This is a genomic window from Acidithiobacillus concretivorus (assembly GCF_018853445.1).
Classification (GTDB): domain Bacteria; phylum Pseudomonadota; class Gammaproteobacteria; order Acidithiobacillales; family Acidithiobacillaceae; genus Acidithiobacillus; species Acidithiobacillus concretivorus.
This window is the reverse complement of the sequence record NZ_JABELD010000173.1, coordinates 1-441: the sequence shown is the minus strand read 5'-3', so window position 1 is coordinate 441 and position 441 is coordinate 1. Positions and strand designations below refer to the sequence as shown.

The window sequence follows — 441 nt, the reverse complement described above, 5'->3', positions numbered from 1 at the left end:
TCATGGAATCGCCGGCGGCCCCTGCCATACGGGCCAGATGAACGATGCGCTCCAGATCGCCGTTTTCTACCAGAGAGCTGATGGCCGGTAAGGCATGGACCACCTGGCTGCGGTTCACCCGATCCAGTAAATCCATGCCATCGCTGGCCAGACCGGCCAGACGCCCCACCATTTCATCGCTCATGGAATCGGCAGCGGCCCCACTCAGCCGGGCCAGTTGCACGATGCGTTCCAGATCGCCGTTTTCCACCAGGGAGCTGATGGCCGGCAGGGCCCGCGCCACCTGGCTGCGGGTGACCTGATCCACCAAATCCAGACCGTCGCTGGCCAACCCCGCCAGACGACCCACCATTTCATCACTCATGGAGTCTGCTGCCGCACCACTCAGTCGTGCCAGGTGCACAATGCGTTCAAGATCTCCGTTCTGCACCAGATGCACCA

At 62.4% G+C, this 441-nt stretch carries 1 pseudogene; it reads right to left on the bottom strand.

The features are described 5' to 3' along the window. A pseudogene (locus tag HJG40_RS14600) lies at positions 1–439 on the bottom strand (hypothetical protein); the annotation flags it as partial. Positions 440–441 lie beyond the last annotated feature (2 nt).